Annotated in this window: 16 protein-coding genes; 6 read left to right on the top strand and 10 right to left on the bottom strand. The window is 51.2% G+C overall.

What is annotated here, in order from left to right:
- Positions 1–637 precede the first annotated feature (637 nt).
- Together IEV97_RS11060 and dapF are read right to left on the bottom strand one after the other, a co-directional pair.
- Complete coding sequence (locus tag IEV97_RS11060; RefSeq protein WP_188501574.1) at positions 638–1,159, bottom strand: GNAT family N-acetyltransferase; 522 nt, start codon at positions 1,157–1,159, stop codon at positions 638–640.
- A gap of 3 nt (positions 1,160–1,162) precedes the next feature.
- Positions 1,163–1,948 (bottom strand): diaminopimelate epimerase, encoded by a 786-nt coding sequence (gene dapF / locus IEV97_RS11055; protein ID WP_188501573.1) that lies wholly within the window; start codon positions 1,946–1,948, stop codon positions 1,163–1,165.
- A gap of 102 nt (positions 1,949–2,050) precedes the next feature.
- On the opposite strand from dapF, the gene IEV97_RS11050 reads away from it, so the two are divergent.
- The 4 genes from IEV97_RS11050 (at position 2,051) to IEV97_RS11035 (ending at position 6,161) form a co-directional block, all read left to right on the top strand.
- Positions 2,051–2,944 carry a class I SAM-dependent methyltransferase gene (locus IEV97_RS11050; protein ID WP_188501572.1) on the top strand — a complete coding sequence of 298 codons (894 nt, stop codon included), beginning with the start codon at positions 2,051–2,053 and terminating at the stop codon, positions 2,942–2,944.
- 144 nt (positions 2,945–3,088) lie between these two features.
- Positions 3,089–4,165 carry a calcium:cation antiporter gene (locus IEV97_RS11045; RefSeq protein WP_188501571.1) on the top strand — a complete coding sequence of 359 codons (1,077 nt, stop codon included), beginning with the start codon at positions 3,089–3,091 and terminating at the stop codon, positions 4,163–4,165.
- A gap of 194 nt (positions 4,166–4,359) precedes the next feature.
- The gene (locus IEV97_RS11040; RefSeq protein ID WP_188501570.1) at positions 4,360–5,205 is read left to right on the top strand and encodes a hypothetical protein; all 846 of its coding nucleotides are present in this window, start codon (positions 4,360–4,362) and stop codon (positions 5,203–5,205) included.
- Positions 5,206–5,222: 17 nt separating this feature from the next.
- Positions 5,223–6,161 (top strand): Ppx/GppA phosphatase family protein, encoded by a 939-nt coding sequence (locus IEV97_RS11035; RefSeq protein WP_188501569.1) that lies wholly within the window; start codon positions 5,223–5,225, stop codon positions 6,159–6,161.
- A gap of 127 nt (positions 6,162–6,288) precedes the next feature.
- Here IEV97_RS11035 and IEV97_RS11030 read toward each other — a convergent pair whose 3' ends face one another.
- Positions 6,289–8,676 (bottom strand): tetratricopeptide repeat protein, encoded by a 2,388-nt coding sequence (locus tag IEV97_RS11030; RefSeq protein WP_188501568.1) that lies wholly within the window; start codon positions 8,674–8,676, stop codon positions 6,289–6,291.
- 189 nt (positions 8,677–8,865) lie between these two features.
- Between IEV97_RS11030 and IEV97_RS11025 the strand changes: the two genes are divergently transcribed.
- Together IEV97_RS11025 and IEV97_RS11020 are read left to right on the top strand one after the other, a co-directional pair.
- Positions 8,866–9,933, top strand: a complete 1,068-nt coding sequence (locus tag IEV97_RS11025) for an Ldh family oxidoreductase (protein WP_188501567.1) — start codon at positions 8,866–8,868, stop codon at positions 9,931–9,933.
- A gap of 2 nt (positions 9,934–9,935) precedes the next feature.
- The gene (locus tag IEV97_RS11020) at positions 9,936–10,274 is read left to right on the top strand and encodes a hypothetical protein (RefSeq protein WP_188501566.1); all 339 of its coding nucleotides are present in this window, start codon (positions 9,936–9,938) and stop codon (positions 10,272–10,274) included.
- A 64-nt stretch (positions 10,275–10,338) separates the two neighbouring features.
- Here IEV97_RS11020 and hscA read toward each other — a convergent pair whose 3' ends face one another.
- The 7 genes from hscA to IEV97_RS10985 form a co-directional block, all read right to left on the bottom strand.
- Entirely contained in the window at positions 10,339–12,201 is a 1,863-nt protein-coding gene (hscA, locus tag IEV97_RS11015; RefSeq protein ID WP_116541549.1) for a Fe-S protein assembly chaperone HscA, read from the bottom strand.
- A gap of 111 nt (positions 12,202–12,312) precedes the next feature.
- Complete coding sequence (locus IEV97_RS11010) at positions 12,313–12,879, bottom strand: helix-turn-helix domain-containing protein (protein ID WP_188501565.1); 567 nt, start codon at positions 12,877–12,879, stop codon at positions 12,313–12,315.
- 171 nt (positions 12,880–13,050) lie between these two features.
- Entirely contained in the window at positions 13,051–13,350 is a 300-nt protein-coding gene (locus IEV97_RS11005; RefSeq protein ID WP_188501564.1) for an FtsB family cell division protein, read from the bottom strand.
- Between the two features lie 101 nt (positions 13,351–13,451).
- Positions 13,452–14,729, bottom strand: coding sequence for a phosphopyruvate hydratase (eno, locus tag IEV97_RS11000; RefSeq protein WP_188501563.1), 1,278 nt, complete (start codon positions 14,727–14,729; stop codon positions 13,452–13,454).
- A gap of 20 nt (positions 14,730–14,749) precedes the next feature.
- A complete protein-coding gene (gene carA / locus IEV97_RS10995; protein WP_188501562.1) occupies positions 14,750–15,856 on the bottom strand; it encodes a glutamine-hydrolyzing carbamoyl-phosphate synthase small subunit in 1,107 nt (368 codons plus the stop codon).
- Between the two features lie 76 nt (positions 15,857–15,932).
- Positions 15,933–16,442 (bottom strand): 50S ribosomal protein L17, encoded by a 510-nt coding sequence (gene rplQ, locus IEV97_RS10990; protein ID WP_188501561.1) that lies wholly within the window; start codon positions 16,440–16,442, stop codon positions 15,933–15,935.
- A gap of 70 nt (positions 16,443–16,512) precedes the next feature.
- Entirely contained in the window at positions 16,513–17,502 is a 990-nt protein-coding gene (locus IEV97_RS10985; protein WP_188501560.1) for a DNA-directed RNA polymerase subunit alpha, read from the bottom strand.
- Positions 17,503–17,514: the final 12 nt, after the last annotated feature.

Genomic DNA, 17,514 nt, shown 5'->3' with positions numbered 1-17,514 from the left:
CTTTTGCAGGTATAGCTCACGGCCTTGTTTTATAGCTTCGCCTGTGCGGCGGGCATCCCGAAAGCTTTCGGGACAAAAAAATCAAGACGATTTTAAATAGAGGGCCCCTACCCCCACTCGCTGACCGCTCAAACACAAAATCGTCGTTTATGCACCTGGCTGATGCTGTTTGTTTCATTGCCAGCGTGCAAGTTACTCTTGCTATACCCGCCAGTGGTGTGTGACGTCTACGACAGTGCTTATACCTGTAGAGTGGCAATAGCAGGAGTCCCCCTTTGAAGGGGGCAGGGGGATGTTAATCGTGCACGGTCATAAAGCATCGGAGCTATATCTGTAAAGCAGTAGCAACAGGCTCCCCGCCTTGGACAAGGAGGGGTTAGGGGTGGTTGGACCCGGTATTGCAAAAGAACTGCTATAACCACGAAACTTATACCTATAAAGTGGAAGCAGCTCTAAATCACCTCGCGGGAGGGGCAGGGGTAGGTTATAGCAACTGCTTGTCCTCCCTTCTACCAAGATCCTTCCAGGATGACAGAAAGAAACTGGTAGAGCAAAGTCCCCCTTGGGGGTAGGGGCCCTCGATAAAGGAGAGGGCAGTGGGATGACAATCCTACACGAAAATCCTGCAAATCCTGATTCAGACAAACAGCCGCTGCATCTCTACTACATCGTCCCAACTGCCATCAGACTTACGCAGCCACTCGCGGCGTATGCCGACCTCCTCGAAACCGGCGCTCTTGAAGAGCCTGATGCTGGTATGGTTGGTGGCCGTGATGCTGCAGTATACCTGGTGCAGTTGCAGGGTATGCGCACAGTAGTTAAGCAAAAGATGCAAGGCTTCAGATGCGTGCCCCTGGCCACGGTATGCGGCTGAAACAACAATACCTATACCTGCGCGACTATGCAGCGGATCGAAGTCGAAGAGGTCGATGGCGCCGATGGCTTCCTGCTGATGGTTGCAGATGACGAGCCGGAGTTGCTTGACGGTATAGATGTCGAGGGCGGCGTTTTCGAGGTATTGCTCCAGCACAAATTTGGCGTAGGGCGTAAGCGTGTTGCTTATATGCCAGGTGGAGGTATCGTTCTCTAAGGTATAGAGAAAATCCAGGTCGGTAGGCTCGAGGGCCCGCAGGCTGGTATGGTCGCCTTTCAGGAACATGGGCTATACCTTCTCCGGAAGTGGCACTGTGCCTGTAAACACCAGCCTGGCAGGGCCCGTCAGGTATACGTACCGGAAATTGTCGCCGTGCTGCTCAAAGCTCACCTGCAGGTTGCCTCCGGGAGTCTTAACGCGCACCGGGCTCTCCATGCCGCGCATGCCCGCCACCAGGGCGCAGGCCGTCACGCCGGTTCCGCACGACAGTGTTTCGTCTTCCACGCCGCGCTCGTAAGTGCGCACGTAAATGGTGTCCTCCGAAAGGCGCTCCACAAAATTCACGTTGGTTCCCTTGGCCTCGAAGCGGTCGTTGTAGCGCACGGCACGGCCCTCGGCGTACACATCCAGGTCACGCACATTGTCAACAAAGCGCACGTAGTGAGGCGAGCCGGTATTCAGGTAGAAGTCCTCCCCGATACGCTCCACACCCGTCACATCGCCCATTTTCAGCTGGATCTCTTCGCGCTCGATGGTAGCCTGGTGCTCGCCGTCGGCTGCCAGAAAATAGGCAACATCCTCAATTACACCAAGTTGTTTGGCAAAGCGAACGGTACACCGGGCCCCGTTTCCACACATAGAGCCCAGGCGGCCGTCTGCGTTAAAGTACACCATCTCGAAGTCGTATTCGTCGTGGTCCTGCAACAGGATCAGCCCATCGGCACCAATGCCCGTCCGGCGGTCGCACAAATGCTTTATCATCTGTTCGTCCGACGCCGGGAAAATCATCTTCCGGTTGTCAACCATCACGAAGTCGTTGCCCGTACCCTGGTATTTATAAAAGCTTAGTGGCATACTTTAGAAACATTTAAAACAGCTGATACGTGCACTTTCAGACGCGGCATTAAATTCGTAAATTGCCGTCCCCCGGCGTGCACCGATATAAACAGCAAATATATGTATTCCTTTTTAACAACAGAAAACTGGACTGACTACGAACTTGTTGACTCCGGAAATTTTGAAAAGCTGGAGCGCTTCGGGCAATACTACGTGGCCCGCCCCGAGCCACAAGCCATCTGGGACAAGCACCTGCCCGACTCCGAGTGGCAGCGCATGGCCAACGCCGAGTTTACCCGCGACAAAGGCAGCCAGGAGAAAGGCCAGTGGAAACTAAAAAAGGGGATGCCCGAGCAGTGGTTCATCAATTACCAGTATCAGGATCTGAAGTTACGTTTCCGTCTGGGCCTGTCTTCGTTCAAGCACGTAGGCCTGTTCCCGGAGCAGGACAGCAACTGGAAATTCATCTACGACAAGACCCGCTCGCTCAAGACTAAAACGCCGAAGGTCCTCAACATGTTCGCCTATACCGGTGCTGCCACCCTGGCCGCCAAAGCCGCCGGCGCTGACGTAACGCACCTCGACTCGGTGAAGCAGGTGAACTTCTGGGCCCGCGACAACATGGAGGCCAGCGGCCTGGACAATGTGCGCTGGATCGTGGAAGACGCCATGAAGTACGCCCGCCGGGAGGTGAAGCGCGGCAATACCTACAACGGCATCATCCTGGACCCGCCCGCCTACGGTCGCGGTCCGAACGGTGAGAAGTGGCAGCTGGAAAACGAACTCAACGAGCTCATCAAGCTTTGCCACCAGATGCTCGACAAAACCGACTATTTCCTGGTCATCAACCTCTACTCCCTGGGTTTCTCGGCCCTGATTCTGGATAACCTGATGCGTTTGACGTTTGGGGAGCAGATCAAGCATGAAGAACTGGGCGAGATATACCTGCACGACCGCGGCGAACGCAAGCTGCCCCTGGGCACTTTCTTTCGCTTTAGCTCAGTGGAAAATTAGGAATACGCTGCAGAAACAGACTCTCCCTGGCGCATTTGCTCTCTAACAAGCCTACTAAAAACAATTTGTAGCGCTGGCTCCGGGGTGGAGCTGCCAAACAAGTTGAAAAACTATTAGATCACACCTATACCTTAATTATATACGATGAGATCATTGATACAGTGGACGACTGTCATCCCGTTACTGGCCTGGGTGCTTTTCTTTTCCGGGCTTGTTGACAATAGCGGTTTATTTCAGGTCATAGCATCCATACTGCTTATTTTCAGCGTGATGGCGGCAGTGCATCACTCTGAAGTAATCGCTGAAAGGGTCGGTGAACCCTATGGCACGATCATTCTGGCTATATCCATCACTGTTATTGAGGTTTCCATCATTATCTCCCTGATGATGACAGAAGGACAGGCTGCTGCTTCATTAGCCAGGGACACGGTGTATGCCGCCACCATGCTTATCCTTAACGGCATCGTCGGGCTATGCCTGCTGATCGGAAGCTTAAAGCATTACGAACAGGACTTTTCCAAGCCCTCCGTTACCATTGCCTTGGTTTCGCTGATCTCGATCGTCGTTTTCACACTGGTGTTCCCTACCTTCACCGAGAGTGTATCCGGCGCTTATTACTCCACTCCCCAACTCGTTTTTGCCTCTGTTGCCTGCCTCGTTATTTATGGATGCTTTTTGTTTGCGCAAACCAGAAAGTACCGCCAGTATTTTCTGACGGTGGGTAAGGATGAAGACGAGGCAAAAGCGGTGCCGATCGTCATCACCAACAGGGTGTTCATGATCAGCCTGGTGTTTCTGATTGTCTGCCTGGGGATTGTCGTGCTATTGGCAAAAACACTCTCTCCCACCATCGAGAGTATTATTACAAGCTACAGCCTTCCCAAAACCCTTGTCGGCATCGTGATTGCAGGCATCATTCTGTTGCCGGAAGGTATAGCCGCCATCAACGCCGCCAGAAAAAACAGGCTTCAGACCAGTATCAACCTGTCACTTGGCTCTGCCCTGGCCAGTATCGGCCTGACGATTCCGAGTGTGGCCGCAGTCTGCATTTACTATGATATGCCCATCATCCTGGGCCTCGACATCAAATCCATTATCCTGTTGGGGCTGTCCGTGTTCACGGTGATGCTGTCGCTGAGTGGCGGTAAGACGAATATTGTGTACGGGGTTGTGCTGCTCGTCAACTTGTTCGCTTTCGTGTTTTTGATGATTTACCCTTGAGGTGAATCATGTTGGCTGCGGCTGCGAAGCGGTAGTATAGGGCGAGCTATACCTTATAGGATACAAGGAAGCAAAGGATGTCGTTGGTGACGTTTTTTAAGTTTAGTTCAGAGATACATAAGTTTAGTATCTATAAATCAATCAATTATATTTATTGGATATTTCTCCTTTTTGTATCCGCTTAATTAAACACTATGAATAACATCCGAGATTATTATTCAGTTAGAACGGGAAAAGTAGATCCAAACCCAAAAATTGACTTAGAAATCCTAAAAAGACTATTCTTAGTTATCTATAATGGATTAGAAGAAGAAGGTTACTTCCAGAAATATCTTGGCTACTATTGTGTAGACCAAGATTACATTGATGGCAAACTAGGTAGTGATTTAGAACTGGTATTCCTCATCAATCTGAAGAAGGAAAACTTATATCCAATCCGTCACAAAATTACTAATTACACTGAAGATGACCTATTTGATGTATTAGAATTCCTCTACGATTTCTGCTCTAAAGGAATCGACGGCTTTTACCACGATTGGAATAATTGCGGTCAGCATTATACTGAATTTGATGATGCTTTAGGTAAAGTCCATTTCAGAGATAAATTTAACCCAATTCTAAAAAGCTATGGGGAAGGGTATGAAATAACTAATAATGGTGAAATCCTTAAATTAGTTGATACAGGCTTTTCATCTTTGATTGATGCTGAATTACCTACAGATGATGTTGAAAATATTACATTGAGAGTAGAGCGTGCAATCTCAAAATTTAGAAGGTACCGTTCTTCCCTTGAAGATAGGCAAGATGCTATAAGGGATTTAGTCGATGTACTTGAATACCTAAGACCTGAAGCAAAAAAATATTTACAGAAAGAGGACGAATCTGATTTATTCAATATTGCTAACAACTTTGGAATCAGACATCATAATGAAAAGCAAAAGAGCAAATACGATAAATCTATTTGGCATAGTTGGATGTTCTATCACTACTTATCAACAATTCACGCATTACAGCGAATTATAAACATGAACAAAGTTTAAATTAAAGCAGATACCCTATGACCAAACGCCTCGCACTCATCGACATGGGCACCAACACCTTTCACCTGCTCATCACTGAGGTAGATGAAAGCGGTAACCGCACGGACTTCGTGAAAACCAAGCTGCCGGTGCGGCTAGGCCAGGGCGGCATCAGCAAGGGGACTATTGCGCCGGAGGCTTACGAACGGGCTTTGAAAACGCTGAGAGATTTTCGCAGGCAAATTGACGAATACGATGTGGAGACGGTGCGGGCCATGGCGACCAGTATGGTGCGCAACGCCAGCAACGGCGAGGACTTCATTAAAGATATTTACAAACAAACCGACATTCAGGTAGAGATAATCGACGGGGAACGCGAAGCGGAGCTGATTTACTACGGTGTGCGCTCGGCCGGAGTGCTGGGTGAGCAGACCTCGCTGATCATGGATATTGGCGGGGGCAGTGTGGAGTTTATTATCTGCAATAACCAGGAGATTTTCTGGAAGCAAAGCTTTGAAGTAGGTGCCCAGCGCCTGATGGATAAATTCTTCAGCGCCGATCCTATACCTGACGCGGAGGTCGCAGCTGAGAAGCAGTTCCTGGCAGAGCAACTGCGGCCGCTCACCGAAGCCGTAGCAAAGTATAACCCGTCCAGATTGGTAGGCGCATCCGGCACATTCGACACTCTTTGCGACATCGATGCCCTGAGTCACGGTGACAATGCCCGACAGCTTTCGCAGCCCGCCTCCGCTTCACTGCAGATCGCTGACTTCTACAAGATATACCAGGAGCTGCTGCACAAAACCCACGACGAGCGATTGGCTATACCTGGCATGCTGGAAATGCGGGTGGATATGATCGTGCTGGCCAGTATACTCGTTGACTTCGTGCTGGAGACCTACAACCTCAAAGAAATCCGGGTGTCGGCTTATGCGCTGAAGGAAGGCGTGCTGGCACAGGCACTCGAGTCGATGTAGCCTATCTATACCTATACCTATACCTATACCTAATTGGGCGGGTCGCGACCTGTCCCTACATATCTATAAAAAAGAACGAGCCTACTTTCCAGTAGGCTCGTTCTTTTTTATAGGCTTATACCTGCGCTTAGCCTTTCGCCAGTTTCTTGCGCTCTTTCTCGTAGGCCTTTCCCAGGTATTTCAGTTTCTTGTCGCCCTGGGTATAGCTTGCCGCCATCACCTTAGCTGTTTCAGTCTGGCCGCTGCTCACGTCCAGTATCGCCAGCTGTATACCAAGCTTCTGCTGCACCTTCTTGGTTTTGCCCTTCGCATAGCCATGGTTGAGCAGGTTGGTCAGGAGTTGCAGGGCGGCTTTCTCCTGGTGGATGCTGGTGAAGTGGTCTACCACAGAAGCCGTAAAAGCTAGTTTGCTTTGCTCACGGGCAAAATTGTAGAGCGAAATATGATCCAACCCGAAACGGCCAACTTTCTTGGTCAGGTAGTGCTGCTCGGCGGTGTTGTAGCGTTGTATCGCATCCGTGTAGCGGCCTGTCGCTACCATGCGGTTTGCCTCTTCCAGCATACTTTGATAAGCAACAGCATCGGCAATAGTGGCACGGCCGTCTTCTGCCGTGAACGTGGCAATGGTGCAGGTGACTTTCGTTTCCGCCGCATGTAAAGCAGCCTGGTAGGCCTGGTCAGCGGCAATGAATTTCTTCTCGCGCACCAGCGATTGTGCATTTTGGTAATGCCGGTCGTATTCGGCCTGCACATTCCGACACTCCTGCGTGAAAATGCGGTCGCGTAGCTCAATGTACTTGCCCTGCACCTCGTTGTCGCGCTCCAGGGCATAACGGCTGCGCATGTTCTCGGCCGAGCTGGCTACTGCTCTGGCATCGCTCAACCGGTTGTTCATGGCCAGGGTATAGCCCTCCGCCAGCTGGCTCAGCAACACCGGTTTGGCGGCTTGCTGCAGCAGGTTACCCAGTTCGCGCACTGGCTGGAAGGTATAGCCCTGCTCCAGAGCCAACGCCGACTCGAACTGCTCCAGCGCATAACGGTAGTCTTTTGACTTCATCGCCTGCCGGCCTTTGTCGATGTGCTGCACATAGTACTGGTATTTCACCTGCCCCTGCAGCTCGGCTGCCTCGGGTGCGTCGTGCAGCAGGTAATCGTACTGGCGCTGGAAGGTATAGGCGTCGTTAGCCAACTGGTCGGCCTGCGCCAGGTCACCTCTGCTCAAAAAGCGCTTGCCTTCTTCCACCATGCTGCGGTAATAGCCATACACGGCACGGCCTTCGCCATCGTTCAGGGCGGGCATGTTGCAACGCAGTCCGCCCAGGGTGCTGCACAGGGCGCGGGCATCGGCATAGGCGGCTACGGCACTTCGGTAATCGCCGCGGCCGTTGTGGGCGTGGCCTTCTGCCATGAACGAGCTGTAGATGTCGTGCGCCAGACCCAGCGCCATTTGCTGGGTTTCAGGGTCCACGCGCATTTGGGTGAGGATGTCGCGGGTACGGCCGGCCGCTCCCTGCAGGTTGCCGCTCATAAAGTCCAGGCGAGCCAGTTGCAGGTGCGCAGGCGCGAAGCGTGGGTTCACCTCCAGTGACTTCACAAAGTAAGTACTCGCAGCGGCCAGGTTGTTGCGGGCCATCAGGCTGATGCCCCGGTTATAAAACTGCTGATCGAGCGTGGCCAGGGTATAGTTCACGGCTTTACGGCGCTCTTTCAGCAACTGGTTCAGCTGGTTCGACTTGGCGGTATAGCGCTGCGGGTCGTACTGGTTCAGACTCAGCTTGTCAGAGAAGCGCTTGTCCTGTAGTTTGTCCAGCATTTCCTCCATGTCGCGCAGTCGCTTGTCCTCCTGTTTGATGCGGTCTACATCGTCATGCTTGATCAACACGACATCCTGCAGCATTTTGTTCAGCGTGGCGTCGGCAGCATAATAGTCTTTGATCAGGTTGATCTGCCCTTCCAGTTCCTGCACATCGGCCGGGGTATACACCAACTCCAAACCCTCTATTTTTAAGGTATAGCCCTGGCTGTTGGCGGTGTCTGGTACGGTGGTTTCGAGCGCCACGATGCCGTTTGGCTTTAGATTCAGGATAGGCAGGCTGTAGCGCTTCACTTCCTTCTGCTGGCTGTTGAGCAAACGAACCGTCATCTTGGCCTGCTCCGGCAAGAGCACACTGCCCAGGTCGAAGCCACGGTAATGCACATCGCCGTTCACACCTATCTGCTGCAATTGCACCTTGAGCTGCAACTGATCGCCGGCTTTGGCAATACGGGAATGCTGCTCCAGGCGCACCACAAACTCTGTCTTGCGGCTGGGGCGGCCGCCGGTTTTGCTCGCGGTCGTGCCGCCTTCGGTTAGCAGCTGGATCATCTTGTTGCTGTTTACCTGACTGCTGCTGGCAGCTGCTTCCTGCTTTATCAGGAAAGAAACAGGTATGGCTTCGTTAAACACAAGCTGGCTCTGTGCCTGTACCGCAACGGCCGCTGTGAGTATCCAAATCAGAAGTAGTGCTCTTTTCATAATCGTATCGTTTTAGCCTGATTTGGCCAAGTCAAAATCTATTCCACTTTTCTACCAAACTCCGAAAGTATAGAAAAAAGGGTATATAAATGGTAACCAGCCCCATAATTTCCGTGAAGGACAATCGCTTTAGGAATTCCGAGGCATTGGCCTGATATTTTTTTAATTTGCGACCCTAATCCGATTACTATGTACCCATACCGACACCTCTTCGACTTCACCCGCGAGATTTTTCTGAACATCGGCTGCCCGCTGGAAGACGCCCAACTGGCCACCCAGGTATTGCTGGAGGCTGACCTACGCGGCGTTGACTCCCATGGCGTGGCCCGACTTAGCGGCTACATCCGCCTTTGGGAAGCCGGTCGCATCAACCCGAAGCCCTCCATTTCCATTGTGCACGAAACGCCCAGCACCGCGACAGTGGACGGCGACGGTGGACTTGGCCTGGTAGTAGCGCCACGGGCCATGGACATTGCCATGCAGAAAGCAGAGAACGTAGGTACAGGCTGGGTGTCGGTGCGCAACTCGAACCACTTCGGCATAGCGGGCTACCACGCCATGCAGGCCCTGCAGCGCGACATGATCGGGATGGCCATGACAAACGCCAGTCCGCTGGTGGCGCCCACCCATTCGACAAAGCGCATGCTGGGCACCAACCCCATTGCGGTGGCCGTGCCTGCCAACGAGCAGCCGCCCTTTGTAGCAGACTTTGCCACTGCTTCCGCGGCGAACGGCAAGCTGGAAATCCTGCAGCGCAAAAACGAAAAAGCGCCGCTAGGCTGGATTCAAACGGCTCAGGGCGAGGACACGGACAATGCGGACGAACTAAAGCAGGGTGGTTCGCTCCTGCCACTGGGCAGCGACCTGACCCATGGCAGTCACAAGGGGTATGCTTTGGGCGCTATCGTCGATATTTTCTCTGCAGTGCTATCCGGAGCCAATTACGGTCCGTGGGTGCCGCCTTTTGTGAGCTTCCTGGCGCCGCCCGCCGACCCGGTGGGACAAGGTATAGGCCACTTCCTGGGCGCCATGCGCATCGACGCTTTCCGTCCGGCCGACGAGTTCAAGCAGCACATGGACAACTGGATCACTTCATTCCGAAAGGCGGATGTGAAACGCGGTGAGGAAGCCGTCCTTATACCTGGCGATCCGGAGCGCATCATGACCGCCATACGCTTGCGTAAAGGTATACCGTTGCTACCGCCTGTTGAGAAAGACCTGGCGGAGTTAGGCAAAAAACTGGGCGTGAAATTCTAGCCATGGCAACCGACAAAGGTATAGCCCTGTTCCGGGTATTGGGCCTGGGCTCCACGCGGCGCAGCATCCTGATGCTGGTAGTATCCTGGACCCTGAATGTGGCCTGGCTCGGTATCAATTATTTCTGGAGCCTCGTTCCGGAGTCGGTGCTGATTGCTATACCTGTGATCCTGCTGCTCTACGGTGTGCTTGCCTTGGTGGCCTATGTATACTGGGGCGTTAAGGGTGTACGCGAACAAGATGAGCCTTACGCCAGTGTTTTGGTTGGGACGATCGTCGCGATTACGCTGCTATACCTAAACTATACCTTGCTCGACGCGCTGATTTCGCTTATTCGTTAAAACAAGAAGAGCTGGCCATTATGGTCAGCTCTTCTTGTTTTCAGGTATAGGCAACAGGTATAGCCTACTCAATTTTCTTGCCGGCCATGGCCTGCTTGATGGAGATCTGCATCACACGCTCCGCAAACGGGCTGGTCTGCTCTTCCAGATTATCCACCGCTTTCAGGATCTGGTCTTTGTCGCCACTTGGCAGCACATCGCGCAGCTTCTGCAAATTCTCACGCGTCAGGTTTACTTCGTCCTCGGTCAGGTGCTGGCCGTTCTTCTCCAGGAAGCGCTCTACCTGGTAGAGCATCTGCTCAGCCGTGGTGCGGGCCTCGATCACCATCCGCGCCGATACGTCTTCGCGGGCATGCGTAATCGAGTCCATGAGCATCTGCTCTACCTGCGAATCCGTCAGGCCGTACTGTGGCTTCACCTCTACCTCCTGGCGCACGCCGGAGCGCAGTTCAATCGCCTCTACTTTCAGAATGCCGTCGGCGTTCAGAATAAAGTTCACGTCCACTTTCGGGAAACCGGCGGGCATGGCAGGTATACCTTTCAGGTCGAACTCGGCCAATTTGCGGTTTTCCTGCACCAAATCACGCTCGCCTTGGTAAACGGAGATCTTCATGTTCACCTGCCCGTCGATGGAGGTCGTGTACTGACGTCCGGCTTTGGTTGGTATCTTGGAGTTACGCGGGATGATCGAGTCCATCAGTCCGCCCATCGTTTCGATGCCTAGCGTGAGCGGCGTCACGTCCAGCAAGAGGATGTCTTTGCGGTTGCCCGATAGGATATCGGCCTGAATAGCCGCGCCCAGGGATACCACTTCATCGGGATTGAGGGAGATGTTCGCGGGCTTGCCGAAGAACTCCGATACCGTTTCGTATACCAGCGGCACACGGGTAGAGCCACCTACCATGATCACGGCATCAATCTGCTCCGGCTTCAGTTTGGCATCGCCCATCGCCTGTCGGCAACTTTCAATGGTCTTGGCCACGATCGGGGCAATGAGTTCCTCGAACTTGTGCCGCGTAATGCCGCATTCTATCGTGTCGTTCACCCTGCTGGTATAGATCTGCTGCTGACTGAGCGCCTTTTTGGCCTCTTCGGCTTTCAGGCGCAGCGCCTGCTGCAGTTTTTTGTCCTCGTTGATGGTATCGGCCACCAGTTGGTTCTCCTGTATCCAGTAGTTGATAATGGCGCGGTCCATGTCGTCGCCGCCCAGGTAAGTATCGCCGTGTGTGGAGAGTACCTCAAAAATCCCCTGGTGCAGGCTCAGGATAGAGATATCGAACGTACCGCCGCCCAGGTCGTACACGGCTATCGTTTTTTCTTCAGAAGGGTCTATACCTATGCCATAGGCTAATGAGGCCGCCGTTGGCTCGTTTACGATGCGCAGCACTTCGAGCCCGGCCAGTTTGCCGGCATCGCGGGTGGCCTGGCGCTGGGAGTCGTTGAAGTAAGCGGGCACCGTGATCACGGCTCTGTTCACCGGTGTTTTCAGGGCATGCTCGGCACGCTCGCGCAGCTCTTTCAATATCTCCGCCGACAGTTCGATTGGCGAGTAGAATCTGTCCCCTACCCTGATCTTCACCAGGCCTTCGCTGTCGTCATCGATGATCTTGTAGCCGAAGTAGTCTTTGTGCTCGCCCAGGTCTTTGTAGGATTTGCCCAGCAGGCGCTTGACAGAGTAAATGGTATTGGCGGGATCGGTAGTGAGGTAATCCTTCGCCTCAGTGCCGACAATTGTCTCACCGCTCTGCGTGAAATGCACAATAGACGGCACAATGGTACCACGACCCAGGTCGTTGATGGCTACCGGCTTTTTGGTTTCGGGATGTATGTAGGCTACCAGGCTGTTGGTAGTCCCAAGATCTATACCCACAATCACCTCTTCCTGCTGAAGGGCTCCTGTAGAAAGGTTTATCGCAACTTTTGCCATGTTTGTATACGTTAGTGAGGCCACCCTATACGTGGGCAGCGCTATACGCAAAGTTACGAAAAAATCAGGGGAGGTGTCGGGATGTCGGCGCTTTATACCTGATAGCCGGGCTTATGCCTTCAATAAGTTGAACGAAACCGGGTATGGATCGTGCGACGCGTCTTTGCTGACCAGCCAACACACTCTGATGACGTAGAGCGCATTGAGGAAGTATAGCACCAGATAGGCGGCGAACACATACCACGAACCCGGGTAGTGCATGATCTTCATCCAGGCAAAAAGCATGACCAGCGGATAAGTAACCAGAGACCAGGTGATCTGAAAGTTCAACAGGCTGATACCTTGCTCCTGCACATGGAGCACTTTCTTTTTCTGCGTTGTCCAGATGATCAGCGGGAAAACGAGGTTGCCGAGCGGCATCAGCAAATACGAAAGCACGGACAGGTGCATCAGCAACAGAACACTTTTGTCTGGCTCCTTGCCATAGTCGTATACCTCCTCCACGTCCACTTCCAGTGCCTGGCAGATGGATTTCAAGGTATAGCCCCGCGGCTCTGTGTCCCCTTTCTCTATCCGTTGCAAAGTCCGCAAGCTTATACCTGCCATCTCTGACAGTTCTTCCTGGCTCAAGCCTTTTCGCTTTCGTATCTCGAGAATTCTGTTTCCTAACTCATTCATGGTGTTGTTTTTAGGTTTGTTTCTCAATACTACTATAAAGGTGTCATCCAGGCTTGCGGTTTTTCTACGTCATTCCTATGACATTTATGACTTAAAGGCTCATAAGGGCATTAAATGCAGAAAGCTGTTCGTCGAAACAGCTTTCTGCACATTCATCTGCGGGTCTATACCTTACTTCTCCTTTTTTGGCACTACAATGAACACATCCTCACCCGGACGCTTCATCAGGTATTTTTCCCTGGCGAATTTCTCGAGCAGTTCCGGATTGCCCATCAGTTCCTCGCGGTCCTGCTGCACCTCGGCCATTTTCTCGAGGTAGTACTCCTTGTCTTTCTCCTTATTGCGCAGTTCTCTGCTCATGCGGTACTGCGTGATAAAGTCGTTGGAGTCGAAAAATAACATCCAAACCAAAAACAGCATACCTGTTACAAAATAGAAACTGCGAACAAACTTAGGTATACGATTGAGCATATATAGGATACTATAGATATTACACTGAGGGCTTTACACAAAAATAAGGCTGTGAGTCATAAACCCACAGCCTTATGCCTAAAATATTTTCAGGATGCTCGTTAGAACTTCTTTCCAGGGTAATAAGCCACTTCTCCGAGCTCCTCCTCAATGCGGAGCAGCTGGTTGTACTTGGACATACGGTCAGAGCGGGAAGCCGAACCTGTCTTGATCTGGCCTGTGTTAAGGGCAACTGCCAGGTCAGCGATCGTGTTGTCTTCCGTTTCACCCGAGCGGTGCGACATCACACTCTTATACCCGTGGCGCAGACCTAAGTTGATTGCGTTGATGGTTTCTGTCAGCGTACCGATCTGGTTTACCTTGATCAGGATAGAGTTGGCTACCCCCTGGTCTATACCTTGCTGCAGGCGTTTCACGTTCGTCACGAACAGGTCATCGCCTACCAGCTGTACTTTGTTACCAATGGTTTCAGTCAGCTCTTTCCAGCCTTTCCAGTCGTCCTCGTCCATACCATCTTCAATCGAAGCAATCGGGTACTTCTCGGTCCACTCTTTCCAGTAGCTCACCATTTCAGAAGAGGTCAGCTTGTCGCCGGTTGACTTCTTGAAGGTATACAGGCCTGTAGATTTGTCGTAGAATTCGGAGCTAGCCGCATCCATTGCAATCATCATGTCATCGCCTGGCTTGTAACCAGCCGCTTCGATGGCCTGCAGTACTACCTCGATCGCCTCTACGTTAGAAGCAATGTTTGGAGCAAAGCCACCCTCGTCACCTACGTTCGTAGAAAGACCTTTCTTTTTCAGAACATTCTTCAGGTGATGGAACACTTCAGAACCCATACGCAACGCCTCTGAGAATGAAGGCGCACCCACTGGCATGATCATGAACTCCTGGAAGTCGATGGCATTGTCAGCGTGGCTACCACCGTTCAGGATGTTCATCATCGGCACAGGAAGCGTGTTGGCATTTACACCACCTACGTAGCGGTACAATGGCATACCCAGTTCCTGCGCAGCAGCACGGGCAATCGCCAAAGAAACACCCAGAATAGCGTTAGCGCCCAGGTTGCCTTTGTTTTCCGTGCCATCCAGCTCGATCATGATCTTGTCGAGCAGGTTCTGCTCAAACACCGGGAAGCCGACAAGCTCTTCAGCTATTTTCTCGTTTACATTCTGAACGGCCTGCAGTACACCTTTACCCATGTATCTGCCTTTGTCGCCATCACGAAGCTCTACCGCCTCGTGCACACCTGTAGAAGCGCCGGAAGGCACAGCAGCACGGCCTAGTATGCCGCTCTCTGTAAACACATCAACTTCTACTGTCGGGTTGCCTCTCGAATCAAAGATCTGGCGGGCTTTAATATCTGTAATTAAGCTCATCGGTTTGTTTTTATATAGTTTTACTTGTTTTGCTCTAACAGGGCGATAAAATCGTCGAACAGGTAAACGGAATCATGCGGCCCTGGAGAAGACTCCGGGTGATACTGTACCGAGAACGCCGGCTTCGACTTCATGCGTATACCTTCCACTGTGTTGTCGTTCAGGTTGATATGCGTCACTTCTACGTCCGGGTGGTTCTTCAGTTGTTCTGCATCCACCACAAAACCGTGGTTTTGCGATGTGATCTCGCTCAGCCCGGTGATCAGGTTTTTAACTGGGTGGTTCAATCCTCTGTGCCCGTTGTGCATTTTGTAGGTCGCAATGCCATTGGCCTGCGCCAGCATTTGATGGCCCATACAAATACCGAACATCGGTCTGCTCTTGTCCAGTATCTGCTTCACACTGTTAATAGCTACTGTGGTAGCGGCCGGGTCACCAGGGCCATTCGATATGAAGTAACCATCCGGGTTCCACTTCTCCATTTCTTCAAATGGCGTGTCGTATGGGAACACCTTCACTTCACAGCCACGGGCCACCAGGTTGTTCAGGCTGTTACGCTTCACCCCAAGGTCCAGCACAGCCACTTTATACTTCACCTCCTCAGGCTTCATGTGGTAAATCTCGTGCGTACTCACGTGCGAAGAAAGCTCAAGGCCTGCCATGGAGGGAACCTCAGCCAATCGCTGCTTCAACAGGGTAACATCAGAAGTTTCAGAAGAGATGATACCGTTCATGGCACCTTTATCGCGAATATGTCGCACCAGGGCACGCGTGTCGATTTCGCAGATACCTACTATACCTGCTTTTTCAAAATAATCCTGCAGAGAACCTTCTGCTTGCTTACGGGAAAAGAAATGGGAGAATTCTTTACAAACAAGACCGTTGATCTGTACTTTATCCGATTCTACCTCGTCAGACTGTACACCATAATTGCCAATGTGGGAAAATGTAGTGACAACTAACTGACCGTAGTAAGACGGATCGGTGAAGATTTCCTGATAGCCAGTCATACCTGTGTTAAAGCATAACTCACCACCTGTCGTACCAATGCGACCCAGGCTTTTGCCTGTGAAGACGGTACCATCTTGCAATAAAAGAATAGCTTCGGAAGTTGTGTGTTTCTTCATCTTGATAATTTGATACAAAAATAAAAAAGGGACACGACTTATGTCATGTCCCTTTACAATATTTCACAAATGAAGCTTATTCAGCATCTTTTGTTTCTTCTTTAGTACCTTCTGCCTCTGGAGTTGCAGGAGTTGAAGCCTCAGTAGACTCAGCACCCTTTTTCTTAGAAGAAGAACGACGACGGGTTTTCTTAGCACCGGCAGTACCAGTAGTAGTCAGCATGTCCTCGTTGTAGTCAACAAGCTCGATCACGCACATCTCTGCGTTGTCACCAAGTCTGTAACCAGTCTTCAGGATGCGGGTATAACCACCTGGTCTGTTAGCGATTTTAACAGATACTTCGTCAAACAGCTCTTTCACAGACTCCTTATCTTGCAGGTAAGCAAAAACAGTTCTTCTGGAGTGAGTTGTGTCGTTTTTAGATTTTGTCAGTAGAGGCTCCACATACTTGCGTAGTGCTTTTGCTTTGGCTACTGTTGTAGAAAGACGCTTGTGCAGGATAAGCGAAGCAGCCATGTTTGACAGCATTGCTTTGCGGTGCGAAGCGGTTCTTCCTAAGTGATTTACTTTTTTACCGTGTCTCATTATTTTGAATTGTGCACGTGCATACCGTCGATCAACCCACCCGGGGATCGGGAATTATGCCGTAGATTGATTAATCTTCTTCTAATTTATACTTAGAAAGGTCCATGCCAAAAGTCAGGCCCTTCTCTTGCACCAGGTTCTCAAGCTCAGTCAAAGACTTCTTACCAAAGTTACGGAACTTCATCATGTCAGAGATGTCAAGCTGTACCAGGTCGCCAAGCGTTTTGATGTCGGCAGCCTTAAGACAGTTGTAAGCTCTAACTGAAAGATCCATATCCTGAAGCGAAGTCTTCAGTACTTTGCGCATGTGCAGCAGTTCCTCATCCACCGCTTCTTCTTCTTCAGGCTTAGCTGTTTCGAAGGTCATGGTGTTGTCTGAGAAGAGCATGAAGTGCTGGATCAAAATATTGGCAGCACCTTTCAGGGCATCTTCCGGATGAATAGAACCGTCCGTCTGTATGTCAAGCACTAGCTTTTCATAGTCAGTCTTCTGTTCAACACGTGTATTCTCTACGCTGAACTTTACATTCTTGATTGGCGTGAAGATGGCATCGATCGGGATAAGGCCGAACACCTGGTCAACCGGCTTGTTCTCCTCAGCAGGAACGTAGCCACGTCCTTTCTGAATAGTCAGCTCAACTTCCAGTGTCATGTTCTTATCCAGGTTGCAGATTACCAACTCTGGGTTTAACACCTCAAAGCTTGTAGAAAACTTGCTAATGTCGCCAGCTACAAACTTATCCTGACCTGAGATGGTAACGGTAACTTTGTCATCGATAACTTCGCTTATTTTTTTGAAGCGAACCATTTTCAGGTTGAGGATAATATCAGATACATCCTCCACTACGCCCTCAACAGACGAGAACTCATGCAGTACACCAGGTATGCGAACGCTAGTAATTGCGTATCCTTCCAAAGAAGAAAGCAAAATTCTTCGCAGAGCATTACCGATGGTTACTCCGTAACCTTTTTCAAGCGGCTTGAATTCAAATAACCCATGAAAGTCGTCGGCTTTTTCCATCACAACTTTCTCTGGCATTTGAAATGCTAATATTGACATACTTGCAGTGTT

The sequence above is a fragment of the Pontibacter amylolyticus genome (assembly GCF_014638845.1).
In the GTDB taxonomy this organism is placed as follows: Bacteria; Bacteroidota; Bacteroidia; order Cytophagales; family Hymenobacteraceae; genus Pontibacter; species Pontibacter amylolyticus.
Note: the sequence above shows the minus strand (reverse complement) of the source record. Positions and strands in the feature narration are given on the sequence as shown.

What these genes read in the sequence shown, in the direction of transcription:
- IEV97_RS11060 (WP_188501574.1), bottom strand. Translation starts at nt 1,159, where the DNA reads ATGTTCCTGAAAGGCGACCATACCAGCCTGCGGGCCCTCGAGCCTACC.
- dapF (WP_188501573.1), bottom strand. Translation starts at nt 1,948, where the DNA reads ATGCCACTAAGCTTTTATAAATACCAGGGTACGGGCAACGACTTCGTG.
- IEV97_RS11050 (WP_188501572.1), top strand. Translation starts at nt 2,051, where the DNA reads ATGTATTCCTTTTTAACAACAGAAAACTGGACTGACTACGAACTTGTT.
- IEV97_RS11045 (WP_188501571.1), top strand. Translation starts at nt 3,089, where the DNA reads ATGAGATCATTGATACAGTGGACGACTGTCATCCCGTTACTGGCCTGG.
- IEV97_RS11040 (WP_188501570.1), top strand. Translation starts at nt 4,360, where the DNA reads ATGAATAACATCCGAGATTATTATTCAGTTAGAACGGGAAAAGTAGAT.
- IEV97_RS11035 (WP_188501569.1), top strand. Translation starts at nt 5,223, where the DNA reads ATGACCAAACGCCTCGCACTCATCGACATGGGCACCAACACCTTTCAC.
- IEV97_RS11030 (WP_188501568.1), bottom strand. Translation starts at nt 8,676, where the DNA reads ATGAAAAGAGCACTACTTCTGATTTGGATACTCACAGCGGCCGTTGCG.
- IEV97_RS11025 (WP_188501567.1), top strand. Translation starts at nt 8,866, where the DNA reads ATGTACCCATACCGACACCTCTTCGACTTCACCCGCGAGATTTTTCTG.
- IEV97_RS11020 (WP_188501566.1), top strand. Translation starts at nt 9,936, where the DNA reads ATGGCAACCGACAAAGGTATAGCCCTGTTCCGGGTATTGGGCCTGGGC.
- hscA (WP_116541549.1), bottom strand. Translation starts at nt 12,201, where the DNA reads ATGGCAAAAGTTGCGATAAACCTTTCTACAGGAGCCCTTCAGCAGGAA.
- IEV97_RS11010 (WP_188501565.1), bottom strand. Translation starts at nt 12,879, where the DNA reads ATGAATGAGTTAGGAAACAGAATTCTCGAGATACGAAAGCGAAAAGGC.
- IEV97_RS11005 (WP_188501564.1), bottom strand. Translation starts at nt 13,350, where the DNA reads ATGCTCAATCGTATACCTAAGTTTGTTCGCAGTTTCTATTTTGTAACA.
- eno (WP_188501563.1), bottom strand. Translation starts at nt 14,729, where the DNA reads ATGAGCTTAATTACAGATATTAAAGCCCGCCAGATCTTTGATTCGAGA.
- carA (WP_188501562.1), bottom strand. Translation starts at nt 15,856, where the DNA reads ATGAAGAAACACACAACTTCCGAAGCTATTCTTTTATTGCAAGATGGT.
- rplQ (WP_188501561.1), bottom strand. Translation starts at nt 16,442, where the DNA reads ATGAGACACGGTAAAAAAGTAAATCACTTAGGAAGAACCGCTTCGCAC.
- IEV97_RS10985 (WP_188501560.1), bottom strand. Translation starts at nt 17,502, where the DNA reads ATGTCAATATTAGCATTTCAAATGCCAGAGAAAGTTGTGATGGAAAAA.